At 32.1% G+C, this 16,860-nt stretch carries 14 protein-coding genes; 4 read left to right on the plus strand and 10 right to left on the minus strand.

Translation table 11 applies throughout. The annotated features are described in order from the left end of the window. Positions 1-2: 2 nt before the first annotated feature. Positions 3-1,658: a peptidase domain-containing ABC transporter gene (locus GQ47_RS02405; RefSeq protein ID WP_035644367.1), complete on the minus strand. Its 1,656-nt coding sequence runs from the start codon at positions 1,656-1,658 to the stop codon at positions 3-5. A gap of 104 nt (positions 1,659-1,762) precedes the next feature. Continuing rightward, a complete protein-coding gene (locus tag GQ47_RS02410; protein ID WP_035644369.1) occupies positions 1,763-2,167 on the minus strand; it encodes a hypothetical protein in 405 nt (134 codons plus the stop codon). A 478-nt stretch (positions 2,168-2,645) separates the two neighbouring features. On the opposite strand from GQ47_RS02410, the gene GQ47_RS02415 reads away from it, so the two are divergent. After that, positions 2,646-3,221, plus strand: coding sequence for a phospholipid scramblase-related protein (locus GQ47_RS02415; RefSeq protein ID WP_035644371.1), 576 nt, complete (start codon positions 2,646-2,648; stop codon positions 3,219-3,221). A gap of 674 nt (positions 3,222-3,895) precedes the next feature. On the opposite strand, the gene GQ47_RS02425 is transcribed toward GQ47_RS02415, so the two are convergent. The 3 genes from GQ47_RS02425 to GQ47_RS02435 all read right to left on the minus strand — a co-directional run bounded on the left by GQ47_RS02425 (position 3,896) and on the right by GQ47_RS02435 (position 7,959). Then, positions 3,896-4,477, minus strand: coding sequence for a hypothetical protein (locus GQ47_RS02425; protein WP_035644375.1), 582 nt, complete (start codon positions 4,475-4,477; stop codon positions 3,896-3,898). A 12-nt stretch (positions 4,478-4,489) separates the two neighbouring features. Continuing rightward, complete coding sequence (locus GQ47_RS02430; RefSeq protein WP_035644377.1) at positions 4,490-5,719, minus strand: hypothetical protein; 1,230 nt, start codon at positions 5,717-5,719, stop codon at positions 4,490-4,492. A gap of 212 nt (positions 5,720-5,931) precedes the next feature. Then, entirely contained in the window at positions 5,932-7,959 is a 2,028-nt protein-coding gene (locus GQ47_RS02435) for a tetratricopeptide repeat-containing sensor histidine kinase (protein ID WP_238567936.1), read from the minus strand. 171 nt (positions 7,960-8,130) lie between these two features. On the opposite strand from GQ47_RS02435, the gene GQ47_RS02440 reads away from it, so the two are divergent. After that, on the plus strand, positions 8,131-8,799 hold the full coding sequence (locus tag GQ47_RS02440) for a response regulator (RefSeq protein WP_035645134.1): 669 nt from the start codon (positions 8,131-8,133) through the stop codon (positions 8,797-8,799). Positions 8,800-8,971: 172 nt separating this feature from the next. Further along, positions 8,972-9,592, plus strand: coding sequence for a hypothetical protein (locus GQ47_RS02445; protein WP_035644378.1), 621 nt, complete (start codon positions 8,972-8,974; stop codon positions 9,590-9,592). A gap of 85 nt (positions 9,593-9,677) precedes the next feature. Here the strand turns inward: GQ47_RS02445 and GQ47_RS02450 are convergent, their stop codons facing one another. From GQ47_RS02450 to GQ47_RS02470, 5 genes are read right to left on the minus strand one after another with little or no spacing between them, the layout of a single operon-like run. Beyond that, on the minus strand, positions 9,678-10,772 hold the full coding sequence (locus GQ47_RS02450) for an AI-2E family transporter (protein ID WP_051951312.1): 1,095 nt from the start codon (positions 10,770-10,772) through the stop codon (positions 9,678-9,680). A gap of 36 nt (positions 10,773-10,808) precedes the next feature. Then, positions 10,809-11,501: an ion channel gene (locus GQ47_RS02455; protein WP_035644381.1), complete on the minus strand. Its 693-nt coding sequence runs from the start codon at positions 11,499-11,501 to the stop codon at positions 10,809-10,811. A 41-nt stretch (positions 11,502-11,542) separates the two neighbouring features. Further along, positions 11,543-13,111 (minus strand): efflux MFS transporter permease, encoded by a 1,569-nt coding sequence (locus tag GQ47_RS02460; RefSeq protein WP_035644384.1) that lies wholly within the window; start codon positions 13,109-13,111, stop codon positions 11,543-11,545. A gap of 3 nt (positions 13,112-13,114) precedes the next feature. Continuing rightward, positions 13,115-14,176, minus strand: coding sequence for an HlyD family secretion protein (locus GQ47_RS02465; RefSeq protein ID WP_035644386.1), 1,062 nt, complete (start codon positions 14,174-14,176; stop codon positions 13,115-13,117). Between the two features lie 11 nt (positions 14,177-14,187). Next, entirely contained in the window at positions 14,188-15,522 is a 1,335-nt protein-coding gene (locus tag GQ47_RS02470) for a TolC family protein (protein WP_081909303.1), read from the minus strand. Between the two features lie 258 nt (positions 15,523-15,780). Here GQ47_RS02470 and GQ47_RS02475 point away from each other — a divergent pair, with 258 nt between their 5' ends. Continuing rightward, the gene (locus tag GQ47_RS02475) at positions 15,781-16,854 is read left to right on the plus strand and encodes a BamA/TamA family outer membrane protein (protein WP_035644395.1); all 1,074 of its coding nucleotides are present in this window, start codon (positions 15,781-15,783) and stop codon (positions 16,852-16,854) included. Positions 16,855-16,860: the final 6 nt, after the last annotated feature.

Genomic DNA, 16,860 nt, shown 5'->3' on the forward strand with positions numbered 1-16,860 from the left:
GATTATAGCTTTATGTCATTAATGATTTTTCCGTCGTCAATGGTTATCATTCGGTCGCATTTATTCTTCCAAATATCATTTTTAGAAGTTACGATTACCGTCCAGTCATTTTCTTTAGAAAGTAAAAAATCAACAATTTTTCCTGATGTCAGTTCGTCCATTTTATCAACAGGATCCTCAAGGAACAAAATATTAGGTTTATGAACGATACTTCGCGCAAGCAATATTTTCTGAATATCTGAAGCCGACAGTTCATGTCCGCCCGGATGAACCTGGTGTTCTAGACCATTAGGGAATGTTTTAATATCCGGCGTCAGGCCAACACTGTCCAAAGCCCATTTCAAATCCTCATTATTTAGTTCTTCATTTCCAAAAAGAATATTCTCTCTGATTGTACCGGCAAAAAGCGTATCGCCCTGTAAATACGTACCAGCTTGTGCTCGGTAACTGTCTTCATCAAGTCGGTTCATAAAAGTATCGGTCACATACATGTCACCGCTTTCTGGCTCAAGCAAACCTGCAAGCAGTCTAAGTAAAGTACTTTTTCCTGCTCCGTTTGTTCCTCGCAATATTATTTTTTCACCCTGATTTATTTTCAGGTTAATATTTTTGAGGGATTTTTTATTATGATCTGGATAATTGTACGCAACACTTTCGGTTTCGATTGTAATTCCGGCTTCACTGATTGCAGTCTTTTCTGGAATACACGAAGTTTCCATATCAGTCACCTGACCAATTTTTTCTACAGATGTCAATACATCATAAAAAGATTCTAGTCCGAAAATTATTTTTTCTACCGAATTGATTAACAATACAATAACAATTTCAGCTGCTACAAACTGCCCAATGTTCATTTGATGGTGAATTACCAGAAAACCACCAATAGACAACAAGGCAGCCGTAACAATTACCTTAAAAATAGTAAGCTGAATGTATTGTTTTTTCATTACCTGAAAGTGCTTTTCACGATTATCTATGTATTTCGTTACATAGCCGTCATTGCGTTTCAGCGCATATTCGAAACCGCCTTTTTTACGAAAGCTGTCACGGTTTCTTGCAATTTCCTGAAGCCAGGCTGCCACTTTATATTTGAATTTTGATTCGTTAAGACTTGTTTCCAAACCGTCTTTATACGAAAATTTAAAAATGATGTATAAAATGGCAATAAACAAAAGTCCGATTACCATAAAAAAGGAATGGTACAAAACCAATAATATGATTCCGAGTCCGACTTGTAGAAAAGCAGTACAGAAATCCAGAAGTAGTTTTGCAGTTCCTTTTTGAACCATCAGTGTATCGAAAAATCGGTTTGCTTTTTCGGGTGCATATTCAGAATACATTTCTTTGAATTTAATCAAAGGCATTCTGTAAGCAAACTCAAACGATGAACGTACAAAAATTCGCTGTTGCAAATTCTCTACAATTCGAAGTTGCAAAATAGTCAAAATACCACCAAAACCAACTCCGATGGTTACCAGAATTACGAGAATAATCCAGGAAACACTCAGCTGTCCGCTTTGAATGAAATTGATAATGGCCTGAATTCCTAGCGGAAGCGAAAGATTTACTAAACCGGCAAATGCGGCATAAAATATTATTTGATATACATCGCGCTTATCCAATGTAAGCAAGTTGTAAAAACGTTTAAGAGGTGTCATTAATTTATGTATAGATATTACATTAATAGATAATTATTTACATACGAAAAAACTTATACTATGGATTTAGTATATATTTTTTTGCAACAGAAAAAAAATACTATTTATACAATATTCTGGGGAGGGCGCAGATGAATCTTGCCATGAAATCCAAAAGAGAAAATGGGATTATTGATATAATTTTTTCCTTTGGCATGAACCTGAAAATATAGATCAGTCAATGAGGAATCAAATGGAATTATATATTCAAACAATGGAATACCTTTTGCTTGTTTTGTTGATTTGGTTTCCTTTGTTTCATAATCATCCAATTCTTCCGAAATGCCATCGCATTTGAATATTTTTTTTAAGAAATTGCATGTGATTCCTTTTACAGAATCCTGTTCGGTATTGTTATTTACAATTCTGACAAATGTTCCGGAAAAATTAATACTGTTCATTAAAAAATAGCCAATCAGCAATGCATGAAGGCATTTACAAGCGATACTATTTCTAATTTTTTCTAACATTTTTCTACTCTTAATGGAGCGCAAGTTAGAACGAAATTTTCGGCGCTACATTAAAATAACATTAGAATTGAATCTGGTTTTGTTATTTTTTTCTTAAAAAAAAAAGAGGTTCAAAAATGGTATTGGTTGCATTTTCTTCTCATTTTATTTTTGTCCCAAATGTTTAAAAATTTTTCTTTTTTAGAAAGCGCTTTTCAACAATTATTTGAACGCAGTTCTATTTGGCCGAAACATAGTATCAAATGAAAAGAATAAGCGTATTTATTATTACTAAAAATGTAATTTCAATCATTAGCGATTCTTTAAAAGAAAGTTTGACTCGCACATTTTAATACAATGATTATCAGTGTAGTTATTTTCTCTCAATACCGTTATTATTTTTACCTTTTGAGATACAAACGGGTATTTATACTTATTTCTAACTGTAACTTAAGTTCTATTTTTGGGTACCAAAAAAATAACCAACCAGTTTAAAACTATGATCTCAGATTTCTTTGAAACTAATAACTATTTTGTAGACAAAAAAAATGGCTTTCAGGAAAGCTGTCATATTTATAACGAAAAAAGAGAAAGAATAGGCCGAATTAAACAAAAATTCAGTTTTATTCAAAAAATCCTTCCAGCAACTATTGGCAAATCAATACTTCCTTTTAATATTGAAATTAGAAGTGCAAATGGCGGTTTAGAAGCTACTATTTCAAAGAGAGGCAATTTCTTAAAATCGGAAATTGTGATCCAAGATGCTACTGGAAAAAAAATAGGCGCAATAAATCCAAAATTTAGCTTTTCTAAACCAGAATTTAAGATTCTAAACACTTCCAATCATGTCATTGCAGAAATTTGTGATGTCTGGAAAAAATCAAATTTTATTATCAATGATTCCTCTGAAAATCAGATTGGATCAATAAACAATAACTGGAACGGAACTCTGAAAAATAAATCTACAGCTACAGACAGTTACAAAATAAGTGTCATGCCAAATTATTCTAAGTATGAAGAAAAGATAGCTGTTTTATCTAGCGCAATTGTTCTTAATATGTGTTTTTTAAGCTAGAAAAATATCTATTAACTAAATATAAAAAAGGCTAACTGTAAAAAGTTAGCCTTTAAAATTTACTTGCTTATTTTTTTATAAAGCTTAGACATAAAATAAATTACTGCTACAAAAAGGGCAACAATAAAGATTTGCCATAAAAATAACCCAATTTCAAATTGGCCAATTAGTTTATCCATATTATAGTTAATTGTTATTTTTTTCTCTTATTTTAAAAAACTTAATTCCGTAATAAATATTTCCAATTACTAAAAAAGGTAAGACAAAATAGTAATATTTAATAAATTGAAAGGAACCATTATAATAAGTTAAATAAAAACAATCTGTTAAGTACAAATAGATAAACAAAGATGTACAAATTATTACAAAAATTAAATAATTCCTAGTTGAAGAGTTTGATCTAAAATATAAATTCGGTGCTAAAAAATACAATAACCATTGTGAAAAAGAACTATTTGGAGATTTCTTTATTCCTTTTTTTAATCTCACAACTAAAATTTGTTTTAGATAAAAAAAAGTCCCAATAATAAATATTGGCAACATCAAATAAAAATAACTTACGACATAGTAAGTGTCATAAAAATTAATTGTAAAAAAGTATTGAACAAAATAAAAATAGACAACCAGTAAAGTACAGATTGCTACAAAAATCGAATAATTTCTATTTAGAATTTTCATATATTTTCATTATTAAAAAAAACATTATACATTTTAAAATGACCTAGTGAAATACCTTGAAAGCCAATATCATTTATAATCGTATGCATTAGAGTTTGCGGAAATTTTTGATATAGCAGCTTTTCTTCAACAATTTTCTCAATATCTAAAATTAAATCATCGATCTTTCTCCTATCCAAATTTTGAGATTCTAACTCTTCAATCCTTTCCTTTGTAAACCAAGGTTCAGCATAATGCCATCCTCTTCTTATCACATAATAAGGCAATAAAATACTAATATGTAAGGAAATTGAAAGCAGTTGACCATCTTCAATAATATTCAAAAAGAAAGTAAAACATCTGTCTTCACAACCATCGAATCTCGAAAAATCTTGAAATTCTTTGAAAATTAAATCATCCTCGAATTCCTTTTTAATATTATCACGAATTTTAAGATTTTCATCGGAATCAAAAGAACCAATAATTTCCTTTAATCTTTTATATTCCTTCGTTTTCAAGTATTTATCTCTTTCATCCCAAGGGCATACATTCTTAGGATAATATATATATGCTAAATTTGCTAAAACTTCATATATCATAATTTATATAATTTAATCACAATTACCTGAACTTGTTGGATTTGTTTTGTATTGTGTTGCAGGAATATTTGATGTTGAATTAAAATTTACAATTCCTCCATTAGTGTATTTGCGATACTCATTTATTAATTGCTCTTGAAAATATAATCTAACTGTCATTTCAGATACTTCCGTTTTTCCAAATCTAGCAACTGTTTCATCCATTGCTAATTGAAGAACTCTTGCAGAAACTGTTGCTGCAACACCCGCAGTTACATCTCCATTTCCTTTATTGAAATTTACAGGCATACCAAAACTTATTGCCTGAGGAAACGAGATTACCTGTGTTATTTGAATGTGATTTGGCGGAGTTAATAAAACAATTCTAAAATTAACATTTATAACCAAGGCTTCTTGCCAATTTGCTCCTTTTTTTGTTATAAAATTAAAACATTCACAACTAGGAGGAACTACTTCTGTCGATGAACTTCCACCGCTACTCGCCCCACCACCACTTGGCGAAGTATAACCTCCTGCATTACCGCCACCAATTACAGGGGAACGTGGTCCATAATACTCAACAGGACTTCCTTTACTTGGAGCACTTACAGGAACTTCTCGTAATGCCCCACCATTGAATGTTGTTTCGGTGCCTCCGTTGCTTTTGCCACCGCATCCACCATCACCAAAATCAGCATAAACACATGGAGCTTCAACTGGAGCTTTGTTTGTTGCGTTTCTCTTTGTATAATCTATAACTTCTACAACACCAGTTTCTATAATTTGATTGTTCTCAAATCTGGCTGCTCTCACAAAACCAGTCTTTAAATCCCAAACACTAATAAAACCAGTAAAGTCACCACCATCTAAAGAGTGCTTACTTAACGGAACATATTTATTAGTAACAATTTCATAAACTAACGCCTTGTAATCTTTCTCGCCTGTCTTGTAAATGTACAATCTTTGCTCCCAAAATTCCCTATTGTCCTTTTTCTTTTCGACTATAGGTACAATCGTTGTTTCCGTTCCATCTTCTGAATTTGTGATTCTTGCTTCGTCCCATTTATAATGCAGACTATCTAACAAAAAGTAATTCTCACCCTCGGATTCATATTTGCTAAACCACTTTTGTGTTTCTTTTAATTTAGCGCTTGAATTTCCATCTTGCCTTTCTAAGTTTTCATCATTTGTGCAATTAGCAGAAAGCACCATAATACACAAGAAAAGCGCAATTCTCTTTAAGATTTTAATTTTTTGGTTCATAATTTTAAGGTTTAATAATTAATTAAAACCAAATTATGACTCTAAAAATCAAAGGCTTGACACTAAAAGTCTAAAAAATATTAAAATAAGATTATTCTTATATTTTAAATCTACTTGCGATTCTGAAAGGCAATTACAATTATAAAAAGTCATTTTGTTAATGGCCTAAAATTATTCTAAGCAGATTAAAAAGTTCAAGACGACTTTTTATTCTAAACATCAAACAAAACAGTAATTTGCGTTCCCTTTCCTCTTTTAGATAAAATTTCAAGATGACCTTTTAAAGAATTTGTTCTTTCTTTAATGTTATTAAGGCCAATTCCTTTTTTTTCAGCAACAACATCAAATCCTTTTCCATTATCTTTAATTGATAATTTTAAAGTTTTGTCATCAATCATTTCAATTTTTATAATGGCTTCTGAAGCATTGGAATATTTATGGATATTCAAGATTCCTTCCTGAATTATTCGGTAAATGTTTATCTTGTAAATATTTAAAATCGTATCCCATTTAAATCCTTCGTCAATTACATAATGAAATTCTATATCATTTACATCCTTTTGTTTCTCAACTAAATTTAGCAGCAAAGTATTAAAATCGCTATTTTCCAGAAAGGATTCCTGACTCAGATCATGAGAAATTGATCGAATTTCGTTTTCCACATTTTGTAATTCAAAAATATATTCTTTCCTTTTTTCAATTGTATTTTCATCAACTTTGGCATTAAAAAAACCTAAATTCATTCGTATCGAATATATTTTATTCATTACACCGTCGTGAAGTTCTCTGGCAATTTTGTTTTTTTCTTCCTCTTTTGCTCTGTTTATTTTTTCATTCTGTTCGCTTAAAAGCTGAAATATTTCATCACTATCACTTTGTTGCTGCTTTACAAATCGCAGCTCTTTGTTTCTATATTTCAAATAAATGTAAAGTGAAATTGCTGAAAGCACTAAAAAAAGGGAAAACGAGAAAATTAAGGTATAAAAGTTCTTTCTGGTCAAAACCCTATTTTCGTTCTCAATACTTTGTGTTTCATATTCGATTCTGGCATATTTATTACTCGAAATTGCCTTAACCCTTTCAATACTATCACGCATTTTAATGTATCTATTGGCATAAAAAAGACTCTTTTTTTTATCTGCTTGAGACAACAATTTAAGACTTGTTAAAACCTCATTTGTATTTCTCTGACCAACAGCGCTTTCATGAGCTTCTTTTAGACTTTTAACTGCTTTTAGGGTATCTTTTTGCGTGAGATAAAATTCTCCTAAATGGATTTTAGCATATATGGTTCCCCCTGGGTCATTACTATTTTTTTTAATTTTAATAGCTTCAAAAAAAAGGGCCTCAACATTTTTGTAATCTTTGTTTTTCATCTTACAATGCGCCAAATTTGTTAAAGCAGTAGCGTATGCACTGGGAGACCTATGAAGTAAATCTTGCGTTAACAACTCACTCAATTTTTTTATTACTAAAGGATATTGTCCTTTTCTCTCATAAAGATTACAAATATTAATAACAGAAGTTACCTTGTAATCATTTACAGCGTCTTTTGTTCCTAATCCTTTTTCTTCCATTGTTTTTAAAACTTCTGATGCTTTTTGATGATACTTTAATGCTTCATCGTACAAAAAAAGTTTTTCTAAACAATTACCCATCATATTATTACACGTAAAAACAGCTGGTAAATTGTCTGTTTCCTCGAAATAATTCAACGCTTTTGTAATTTCAATTTCACATTCAGGATAGTTTCCGTCATAGAATAAAACATAAGCTTTATTAAAATGTACCCGACCTAATTTATCATCGTCGTGGATTTTTTGATAAATTTTTTGAGCCTTTAAATAATAAAAATAAGCACTGTCTTTTTGGGCATTTTCGTAACAATCTCCCATATAATAAAGCGATTTTGCCATTCTTGAACTATCATTTTCTTTAATAGAAAGCTTTAAAGCAACTTTACTGTACTTATAGGATTTGTCTAAATTATTTAAGAAGTAATATTCCGCTCCTATTTTTAAATAAAGATTACGAAGAACAGTATCATTCTTTTTATCTGGTAACAACAATGCTATTGAATCTAAATATTTTACTTTTTTCTCATTCGAAAGTGATTGAAAATATTTCTCCTTAAAAAGGTTTTCTTTCTGTTCGTAATAACGTGATTTATCGAGAAAAAGAAGACACACTAGGGTGATTAAAAAAAAGACTAAAAGCTCTAACTTTAAATTAAACTTCACAATATTCAATATTTATTGGCTCAAATATAAAGCAAAAATAAAATCAAACGAATAATAAACTTTTTAAGTAGAAATAGATGCACCGAATCAGCTTAAATTAGAAATTTTTAAAAAAATATGAATATTTTAACATAATCATTATTTATGTTTGTAAAAAAATTACGCAGAAAAATGCCACTAAATATTCTGATTGTTGATGACCATCCGATGACCGTAGATAGCTATGTAAATCTTTTATCAGACGATTCATTCAATAAAACCGAAGCCGATTTTTATAAAAATTATAACTGCGAAAGCGCATATAAAAAAATACAATTCCTTAAAAATCAAAATCAAAACATTGATTTTGCGATTCTTGATGTTAATTTACCTGCCTATCCTGAATTGAATATTTTAAGCGGTATTGACTTGGCTGCTGTTATCAGAAAGACACATCCCCAATGCAAAATTTTATTACTTACAATGCATACGGAAGTATTTATTGTCAATAGAGTATTAAGTGATATAAAGCCCGAAGGATTCATTTATAAAGGCGAAATAAACTTTGAATCGTTTCCTTCAACATGCGAGAAAATTTTATCTGGAGAAACGATTTACAGTTCCGAAATCATAAAATCACAGAGAGCATTCTCTAAAAAAGATTATGACTGGGATCAATTTGATACAAAAATTTTAAGTCTTCTTGCAAAAGGCGTAAAAACAGTTGATATGCCAAGCCACATTCCTTTGTCTATGAGTTCAATAGAAAAACGAAAAGCCAATATAAAAAGTAGACTTTTGTTAGGAAGAGGAAGCGATACGGAATTAATAAACAAAGCTCGGCAATTAGGTCTTCTTTAAAATTAATTTTTATTCAATTTTAAAAAATCGAGATTATTTTTCTATTCTGAAATACAATTACGATTATACAAAATCCATTCTATTGATATCCTAAAATTGGCCTAAAAGGCAATAAATACTTTAATTAAATGTTTATACATAATAGAGATAAACAAATTAATTTTAAGAATATATGCATTTAGTACAATTGAAAAATAGAATAGGATTTTTGTCTTTAATTCTTGCAATCGGAATTTCGATTCAAGGTTATGCGCAAAAAGAACTGGATAACAAATACAAGCCAATTCCGGCGAAAACTCCTAAAACAAAAGAAGTTGTTCCGCCAAAAGAAGAAGCGCCAAAAGTTAATCCGCCAGCGCCTGTTGAAAAGCCAGATCCTTCTAAAATTGATCCAAAAGAATTATTCAAGGATACCAATTTGTATAAGTCACCAGCAAATGTAGAAGGCATTTTTTACAGACAAAATCAATTTTTAGGAAGCTTTAAAACGGCAACTTTTACCTCAACAATTCGTTATCGCGACGCCGCTTTTGTAGATGGCGATAAAATTAAAGTCTATTTAAACGATAAGGTAATTGAACCGGAAGTTACAATGAATGGAGAATATCAGGGGTTCAAAATAACATTGGTTCCAGGAATTAATAAAATTGATTTTGAAGCTTTAAATGAAGGTTCAGCTTCACCAAATACTGCGGAATTCCAAGTGTATGATGACAAAGGCGCAGTAATTGAATCCAGCCAATGGAATGTTGGAACTGGATACAAAGCCACAATTGTTCTGTATAAAGAATAATTCGGGCTTAAGAAATAAAAACAGAAATCAAAAATCCCACTTTATTGAAGTGGGATTTTTAGTTCTATACTAATTCAAAACAAACTTATTCCAAAGGTTCTGGAATTTCCAAAGGATCAACTACAGGTTCTTGATGATCGTTAACCCAAGCGATGAATAGTTTATAACCAATTGAAAAAACGATTGGTCCAACAAATAATCCAATAAATCCGGACATAATAAATCCGCCTATGACTCCAAGGAAAATAACTAACATTGGCACAAGAGCGCCTTTACCAAGTAATAGCGGTTTTAAAACATTATCTGAAAGTCCGCTGATAATGAAAAATATCGTCCAAAAAATGGCATAACCCGAATCTCCTGTCGAAAACAAATAAACGATAACGCCAATATTTATTATAATTGGCCCAATCTGTAAAATTGAAAATATCAGACAAATCAAAGTCAAAATTCCCGCATACGGAATATCGGCTAAAAACAATCCGATTGCCTGAATAATGGTCTGAATAACCGCAACTCCTAATATCCCTTTTACAACCTGATAAATTGTCGAAACTGAAATGGTCATGATTTCTTCTGCTTCATTACCGGCAATTTTTCTTAGAAATTTCATTGCAAAAGCTTTAGCGCCTGGTGTAACCAACAAAATTCCTGCAATTATAACCGACAATATAAATTGCAGAAATGCAGCTCCCGAACTTAAAATACTTCCCATAATTTTTGCCGAAAATTCTTTTATCTGATCCTGATATTTAATTACACCCTGCTCCAGATCTGTTGACATAGCAAGCAAAAATTCATATAAAGGTTTCCCTATTATCGGCCACTCTTTTATGGATTGCCCCGGAGGCGAAATTTTAAGTGTTCCTGCTTCAAAACTACTTTTCAGTTCTAAAAAATTAGCTGTTGCTGCCTTTAAAAAATAAATTAATGGCACTAACATTATAGCAATAATTACAATAGTTATAATCACGGATGCCAAGGTTTTTCGTCCCTTTAATACTTTCTGAAGAAACTCAAATAAAGGTAGAAATACAACCGAAAGAATTACTGCCCAAAGAATCGGCATAAAAAACGGCAACAACAATTTGAGACAAAATCCAACAATCAGGAAAATGAAAAATAATTGTAAAATAGTATCAAAGAGCTCTTTGCGTTTAATTGAATTTGAAGTTTCCATGTTTATTTTGATTTAGATATGATTGGTTTAATTTGATTATTCTTGTTTTTTGGTAGAAAAATTGGCATCAGAAACCAATCTTCCTATTAAGATTACGGGATATAAAACTCCGGTTAGAACTTCGATCTGAACTAAAGAACGCGCCAAAGGATGCAACGGCACTATTTCACCAAAACCTGTCGAAGTAATACTGACATAACTGAAATACATAAAACTGGCCTGATCGCTATTGATTTCAAATTGAGATTTGACGATGTTAAAAGAACCTTCAATATGTCTAAACAGAAATAAATACAGCGTACACCAAAGCTGCACCAGCAACATATAAACTACAACTGAACCTATAATGCGATAGGTTGTTACGGGTCCCGGTTCTAAAACCTTTCGTAAAACCAGCAGAATTAAAAGCCCCATGACTGCTATTGTCAAAAAGAAGTCTGCAAATAAAATAATGATGTTTCTGTTGAAATAATCGATCCACTGAATGATGACAAACAAAATGGGAATGATAGAAATAATAAACGCCTGCTTTTTGTGCTTTGAAAGCGAAAAAATTCCTGCAAACAAAAACAGCATCCAAAAAATATTAAGTCCGACCATAAAACGCGGATAACTTCCAAAAAATGGAATGGCAATAAAATGCATAATGCATAGCAAAATCAGCATACCGCCGAGTCCGCTTTCCTTTTTCCATAAGCCAAATAAAAAGCGATTCTCTTTATCTTTCATAATAACTCATTTTATTAGTTCAATTGCTTTCTTCAAAACCCTCAAATTGGTATTGGCTCTACGTCTACTCTGCCAATTGGTCTTCGCCATAATTTGAAAAGCAGAATTATAAAAATGGGCAAAAAACATATTGCCGACATAACCAGATAAACGTCTTTATAAGCTAATAATATTGAAGCTTGCGAGGTTTGGTTTGAAAGGCTTTTTTCGGCTTTTTTTTGTGCCTCGGCATCCGATAATCCTATATATAAAAAGTTCTTTTTGTAGCTTTCTAATTGATTTTCTGCCATTTTATTGACTTCAGATAATTGCTGGCTCAAACCTGTTTTATGCTGCACATTCATATTCGAAATAAAAGTTCCTAAAACAGCACCGCCTAATAATGAAGCAAAAATGGCCTGTGCAATAATTCCGCTCATCATTCTTGAAGTGCTCAATTGTGGCGGCACGCCTTCAGAAATATATAATAGCGAAACAGGAAATAGAAATCCCATTCCTAAACCTTTAAAAACGAGAGGAACAAAAAAATCAGAAGAATCAATTCCGGGATAAAATCTAAAAAATAGAATAATATGATAGAATCCATAGCAGGCAAAACCCATAATCCAAATTGTTGCTAAATAGATTCGTTTGTACAAAAGATAAGTCGAAAGCGGAATCGAAATGCATAATCCAAATAATATTGCCAAATGTGTCAATGCATTGAGAACCGAATCAAAACCTAAAACATTTGTCATATAGCCTGTTACAATGCTTCCCGTTCCGTTTATTATTCCGATATAAAACATCAAAAAAGCACCTATAACTACATTTTTGAATTTATAAACATCGGGATTAATAATCGGATCGTTAGTAAAACGAACATGCAACAGATAAATTCCTGACATTATAAATAAAAGACCAATTGCTAATACAATTTTAGGGTCATTAAGCCAGTTTCTGGTTTGTCCTTCGGCACATAAAAAAAGAATAATCAGAAAAAATAAAAGCATGATAATCCAGCCGCGCCAATCAAATTGAAAGGCCGTTTTCATTGGAGCAACATCAGCTTTATAAAAATACCAAGCCAATAAAATACAGATCAAAAAGTTGACATTCAAAAAATAAATCCCGAATGTCCAATTGTGAAAACTAGTAAAATGAGCTCCAAAATATTGATAAAGATGCTGACTTCCTTTTTGAATAAACTGCAGTATTCCGTACAGCAAAGCCATATTAAAAGCCGGATTATATTTTATTAAAATAGGCACCATTGAAGCAAATATTCCAATCACAGAAACAATTGCCAAAAGCGACCTAAAAAAGACAAACCATTCAATACTTGGCACAAACAATAAAGCCGAATTAAATATCAGCGACAAAAAACCAGCAGATAAAATCATGGTGCGAACTTTTATCTGTTTTCCTAATTTTAATCCCAAAGGCATAAAACCAAGCATCACAAAAATTGGAATATAAACCGAATATGTAAATACAGTAGTCGAAGCTCCAAAATGGCCCATGACTTGAGAATTATCATAAGTTGTCACGTTGAGGCCATTAAAAAAAGGAATCGTAAGGATATATAATCCTATGAGAGTAAATACGCTTCCTTTTTTTCCTGCAAACATTTCTTATTTTTTTACATCAACGGTTACATTCATTCCTGGTCTTACATCCTGCAACTCTTTTGCTGGCGTTTCAAATTCAATTTTAACTGGAATTCTTTGTGTGATTTTGACAAAATTCCCAGTTGAATTATCCGGTTCTACCATTGAAAATTTTGCGCCTGTTGCCGGAGAAAATCCAACTACTTTTCCTTTAAACTCTTTTCCGTCAAGAGCATCGATTGTAATGGTAACTTCTTGTCCGCTTTTGATTTTTTCAATTTGAGTTTCTTTGAAATTCGCCGAAATCCATAATTTTTGATTGAGAACAATTGTTGCCACGGTCTGATTGGTATTAATTAATTCACCAATTGATAAATTGCGTTCGCCAACAAATCCGTCGCCTGGTGCAATAACACTTGTATAAGATAATTGAAGTTTTGCGGCCGCCAAATCTGCTTTTTTTCGTGCAACTGTTGCTCTTGCTGCTTCAAGATTAATAGTACTTTGTTTCGTTACTGAAGTGCTTGCTTCAAGATTTTTTTGACCGGCTTTTACATACGCTTCCTCCGACTTTAATTTTGAAATTACCTGATCGTATTGGTTTCTTGTCACGGCCGAATCTGCATACATATTTTTGAAACGCTGATAATCTTTTTGTGCTTTTTCGAGACTTGCCATATCGCCTGCCAGTTTTTCTTTTCCAGAAGCCTGATTGGATGCTGATGTTGTAATATTTTGTTCCAATGAATGAAGATTTCCTTCGGCTATAGCCAAATCTGCTTCGGCCTGCATGACTTTTATGATATATTCTGAATCATCCAAAACGACCAATGTATCTCCTTTATGAACCGATTGATTGGCTTCAAATCGAATTTCTTTAATATGTCCTGTCGCTCTTGCTGCAACACTGTTGATATAAGCTTCAACCTGAGCATTATTGGTCGTTTCATAAGTACTGAAGTCAAAAAACAAACTCAAAATCCACAAACCTCCCGCTATCAAAAAAGCAGAAGACAGGACAGTCAAAAAGGTATTTCTCCTTTTATCTTTCTGAATGTTTTCATTTTGTGCATTTGCTTCGCTCATACTATTTTATATTAAAGTTTTCCCATTGCATATTGCAGCGAATAATATTGAATGATTAAATCTAAATTGGCATTTACCAATGAAATTCTGGAATTATTTAGCTGTAATTCTGCATCGACTATTTCGCTGATTAACGCAAAATCATTGTCATATCTACTTTTTACAATTTTATAATTGCTCATTGAAAGCTCAACATCTTTCTTATATGTTTTAATATTTTCCTTGCTTTCTGCATATCTGACGTAAGCATTCTTAACCTCCGTACTGATTTGATCTTTTGTAACCTGAAGTGCAATATTGCTTTTATCAATTTCCAGACGATCACCTGAAATACGGTGTTTTAAATTGTAAAAACTCGAAACATCCCAATTCAATGAAACGCCAGCCGCCCAGTAATTCAGAAGATTTACGTAATTCGGCCATTGTGCCGGATATTCTGTATTCAGAATAAGATTGGCATTTATATTAGGCATAAAACCGCTTTTCGTCAAACTCAAAGAAGATTCAGATAATTTGATTTTTACTTCGGCGCGTTTTATTTCTTCTCTGTTTTGAAAAGCTTCTGCCAAGCTTTCCTGAAGGTTTATATTTTCGGTTGGAAGCATGCTTTCTGCAACGACTGGTTTCAGAATTGTATTCGTTGGAAAACCAATTAAAATATCCAGATAATTGCTAATCAATTCAATCGTATTTGTACTTCTAAAAACCGAAACTTTAAAGTTAGACTGCTGCAATTCGGTTCTCAAAAGATCACTTTTTATGTTTTGACCATTATCTACACGCGATTTCAATTGTCTGATTCGAAGATCTGTATTAATGATATTCTGTTTCGTTACTTCAATTTGCCTGTATAATTTTTCGAGGGTAAAATATTGCTCTGTAATGGCATTTTTGACATCTGCTTCGGTCATTTTAACCGCTGATTGCTGCATTTGGCTTAAGAGTTCCTGTTGATCGATTCGCTTGTTAATGGCGCTTCCGGCGTAAATGGGCAATGATGATATGATATTGGCGAAAGCCTGATGATTATAATAATCTACTGTAATATTGCTTTGATAAAAGCCTTCATAAATTTTTGGATTTCCAATATAAGTATAACCTCCATTTACGCCTATGCGTGGCATTTTTGCAATTTTTGCCTGATCGACATTTTCATTGGCAATGGCCAAATCTGTATTCGCAATTTTGAGTTGACGGTTGTTCTGAATTCCTAATAATATTGCTTCATCCAACTTAATTATTTTTGCATTTCCAAGACTATCCTGCTGTGCAAAATTCAAGTTGAAACAGCAAAATGCCAAAGTCAGAAACTTTAATTTTAAATCTATTAATTGCCAATACCTCATCGAATTTTATGCATTTAATTTGATTTTTGGGAATTGTTTTGAAACCTTCAGAAGTCAACTTTATTCATTTAGGATTTTAACTTTTTTAGGAATATTTTAAGAATTAAATTTAGAGAATTCTTGAAAGCCAAATTTTAATAACTCGTTCCATTTTATAAAATGGAACGTCTTAAATATCGCTTAAGTTTCATGGAAAATAAATTGGTTTTAAATTAGATGTCAGACAATTAGCTGTAACGACCTCATCTCTGAAATCACATGCAAAAGACTCTATTGATTACACTTCTTTTACTTAGTTTTTCATACTCTTGGGCACAGGAAAAAACAACTGATAGCACTAAAACATCAAAAACTAAAAACAAAAACATTGACTTTAATGTTATGCCGTATATCAGTTATAACAGAACTTTGGATTTTATGTTTGGGGCAATTCCGATGATGATGTATAAAACGGATAAAACCGACACCATTTCGCCAAAATCGCTCTCTGGCCTAACCGCTATTTACACAACAAATAAATCTTATTTTGTATGCTCTTTCAATAAATGGCATTTCAATGAAGACAAATGGCGTGCTCAACTTTTTGCTATGACCGGAAATCAAAATTCACAATTTTTCATGGATGATTTTGATGCTCCTACTTTTTATGATTATAGTACTAAAACAACTTTAGTGAGTGTGAGTGTACTGCGAAAAATCTTCAAATCATTTTATGGCGGATTAGGTTATTCGTATGCACATTATGACACCACTTATCAAGATGATATTCAGCCCGCTTCTACCTCACACACAAACGGACTGCAAACAATTTTGCTCTATGATACCCGGGATGCCATTTATTATCCAACCAAAGGAAATAAAATAAGAGCAAGATGGATTACTTATCCGGAATGGTTTGGAAATGAAGTCAGTGCCAATAAAATTATCTCTGAATATAACTCCTATTTTTCCGTACGAAATAAAACAGATGTAATTGCAGCGCGTTTTGCCGGCAAATTCGGATTAGGAAATATTTCTTTTGAACAACAGGTAACAATTGGTAACGATGATATCAGAGGCTATTCTGAAGGAAAATATCGTGGTGACGGACTTATGGCGATACAAGGCGAATACAGATATAATTTTCATAAAAGAATGGGTTTTGTTGGTTTTGCCGGAGTCGCAACAATTTATGGATCTGATACACCAAGTTTTGACTGGAAATTATATCCCGGTGCCGGTGTAGGTTACCGATACAGAGCATTCAAAAATGAAAAATTCAACGTTGGGCTTGATGGTGCGGTAGGAAAAGGTGATTGGGGGATTTATTTCAGAATTGGAGAGGCTTTCTAAAAAGCT

The organism is Flavobacterium sp. ASV13, assembly GCF_000745775.1.
In the GTDB taxonomy this organism is placed as follows: domain Bacteria; phylum Bacteroidota; class Bacteroidia; order Flavobacteriales; family Flavobacteriaceae; genus Flavobacterium.